This window comes from Roseovarius amoyensis, from assembly GCF_003260265.1.
GTDB lineage: Bacteria > Pseudomonadota > Alphaproteobacteria > Rhodobacterales > Rhodobacteraceae > Roseovarius > Roseovarius amoyensis.
In genome coordinates this window covers 1-2,682 of record NZ_QITQ01000067.1, presented here as the reverse complement: position 1 = coordinate 2,682, position 2,682 = coordinate 1, and the positions used below count along the sequence as shown (strand labels likewise).

The following is a 2,682-nucleotide window of genomic DNA, read 5'->3' as shown; positions in this document are numbered from 1 at the left end:
TGAACCCCTCAAAGAAGGCCTATTCCTCGTCTGACATAAGGTTTCGTGCCAAGCTGGTCTCCATCGCAGATACCAGCTTGAATCATGCCCAAAGCCTGATGGGAATCCATTTTGTCAACACGGCCTAACGGACGAACATCGGTTGATTGAATAGCGTGTATGTCAGATTTCCGATTATCAATGTGACCTATCATTTGCAACCTCACACCACCCGCAGCTGATCCGTTCCCACCGCTACGCGGGTCTCGCCACCCATGATCGCCATCAGGACCCAGACGCGCCGATCCGGTGCGATCTTTTCCACCTCTGCCACGAAATTGGCAAACGGGCCCTTTGTCAGGGTCACTTGATCGCCGGGCTTCAGGAGCTTCGGCGGCAGCAACTTGCCCTTCGCATCACAGCGCAGCATCAACTGCGAGACCAGGTCCAGCGGCACAGCCGTCGGCTCTTTGCCGAAACTGACCAGCCGCGTGATGCCGTAGGTTGAGTTGACCGTCCGCCAGAACCCGCGGGCCACATCGAAGGAGACGAAGATGTATCCTGGAAACAGCGGTCGCATGGCCGTGACGAACTTGCCGTTCCTCTGCTGTGTCTCCTCTTCCATCGGTAGGAAGGTATTGAAGCCTTGGCGCTTGAGGTTCTTGTCTGCGATGCTGGCACAGTTCGGCTTCAGCTGCGCCAGAAACCAGCTTGTGCCGTGATCGTGAAATGTCATCTTGCAACCTCATAGATATAATTTCGATACTTATCGCTCAGATTCGAACGGATGCAAGTAAGCTTTTTCAGGAGTGATGTGACGTTTGATGAAGATGATAGCGCCTACTGCCCTCAGGGTGTTGATATAATGAGATAATCCAGCACTATCAGCTTGATACCCTTCGCCACCAGAGCAAACCTCCAACCGACTTGAAGACGGATCGGAGGCTGAGTTGGACGGGAGTGGTAAAATTACCGAGTTTCGGGCGGCGCAATATGTGCGCATGTCGACGGAGCACCAGCAGTATTCAACCCACAACCAGTCCGACAAAATCCGAGAATATGCCGAGAAGCGCGGCATCGAGATCATCAAGACCTACGCCGATGACGGCAAGAGCGGCCTGTCCATCGGCGGGCGCGCTGCCCTGCAGCATCTGATCGCGGATGTGGAATCCGGCGCGGCCGATTTCAACGTGATCCTGGTCTATGACGTCAGCCGCTGGGGGCGGTTTCAGGACGCGGATGAAAGCGCTTATTACGAATATATCTGCAAACGCGCTGGCATCAACGTCGCCTACTGCGCGGAGCAGTTCGAAAATGATGGCTCCCCCGTATCGACCATCGTCAAGGGCGTCAAACGCGCTATGGCCGGGGAATACAGTCGGGAGCTCTCGGTCAAGGTCTTCGCTGGCCAGTGTCGCCTGATTGAGCTGGGCTTTCGCCAGGGCGGCGCGGCAGGTTTTGGATTGCGCCGGGTTCTGGTGAACGAACGCGGCGAGACCAAGGGCGAGTTGAAGCGCGGCGAACATAAGTCGCTGCAGACCGACCGTGTCATCCTGATGCCCGGGCCTGACGAGGAAGTGGCCTGGGGCAACAAGATGTATCGCTGGCAGATCGAGGAGGATCTGTCCTTCCGCGAAATCGCCGATCGCCTGAATGAGGAAGGCGTCACCACCGATCTGAACAGGCCTTGGAATTCTGGCACGGTGCGCACGGTCCTGACAAATGAGAAATACATCGGCAACAACGTCTACAACCGATCCTCCTTCAAGCTGAAGAAGCTGCATGTAGAAAACCCGCCCGACATGTGGGTGCGCAAGGAAGGCACCTTTGAAGGGATTGTGCCGCTCGAGTTCTTATTGACAGCGCAAGAGATCATCACCGCGCGATCCGCACGCCTGTCGGACGAAGAGCTGCTGGAGCACCTGAAGCGCCTCTACGCGGACACGGGCCAGCTTTCTGGGGTGCTGATTGACCAAACGCCGGACATGCCGTCGTCATCGGCCTATCGAAACCGGTTCGGGTCACTCGCGCGGGCCTACGAGATGATTGGCTATCGCTCGGACCGCGATCAAGAGCGTATTGCGCTTAACAAGCGCCTCCGCAGGATGCATCCAGAGATCATAGCCCGGACCGAGGCCGCGATCGCGGCCGTGGGTGGCACGGTGGCGCGTGATCCCAAGACCGATCTGCTGGCCATCAACGATGAGATGGTCGTCAGCTTGGTTCTGGCGCGCTGCCAGCCGCAGGGCGACGGACGGCTGCGCTGGAGAATCCGGTTTGACCCGATGCGCTACCAGGCCGACGTCACGCTGGCCGTGCGGCTCGATCCCGACAACCGCGAGGAGCTCGATTACTACCTGCTGCCCTGGCTCGATCTTCCCCGGCAAGAAATCCGCCTTTGCAACCGCACCAGCATCGCCTTCGAGGCCTTCCGTTTTGAGGATCTCGGGTTCTTCTACGGCATGGCCGAGCGGGTTGGCATTCGCCGAAAATGGGGATGATGGTCAGCATCACGGAAAGCAACGAAAGCCCAAAACATGAACAACTGCATCAAAGAAGAAGGAAGCCAACCCTATGGCTCTGTTGCACAAAGCACTTGCTGACCGGAGTGCCCCTTTCCCCGGACACAGTTATCCCGCAGTTTTCGTGACAGGTATGCCGAGTGCGGTATAGCCGTTCATGATGGCGATACGGACTTGGACC

At 57.4% G+C, this 2,682-nt stretch carries 2 protein-coding genes; one reads left to right on the top strand and one right to left on the bottom strand.

Annotated features, from left to right (window positions below; genetic code table 11):
- Positions 1-202 precede the first annotated feature (202 nt).
- Complete coding sequence (gene nusG, locus DL899_RS19110) at positions 203-715, bottom strand: transcription termination/antitermination protein NusG (protein ID WP_111735898.1); 513 nt, start codon at positions 713-715, stop codon at positions 203-205.
- 214 nt (positions 716-929) lie between these two features.
- Between nusG and DL899_RS19105 the strand changes: the two genes are divergently transcribed.
- Positions 930-2,480: a recombinase family protein gene (locus tag DL899_RS19105; protein ID WP_275426805.1), complete on the top strand. Its 1,551-nt coding sequence runs from the start codon at positions 930-932 to the stop codon at positions 2,478-2,480.
- Positions 2,481-2,682 lie beyond the last annotated feature (202 nt).

Coding starts and splice junctions, on each gene's coding strand:
- nusG (WP_111735898.1), bottom strand. CDS start 715: ATGACATTTCACGATCACGGCACAAGCTGGTTTCTGGCGCAGCTGAAG.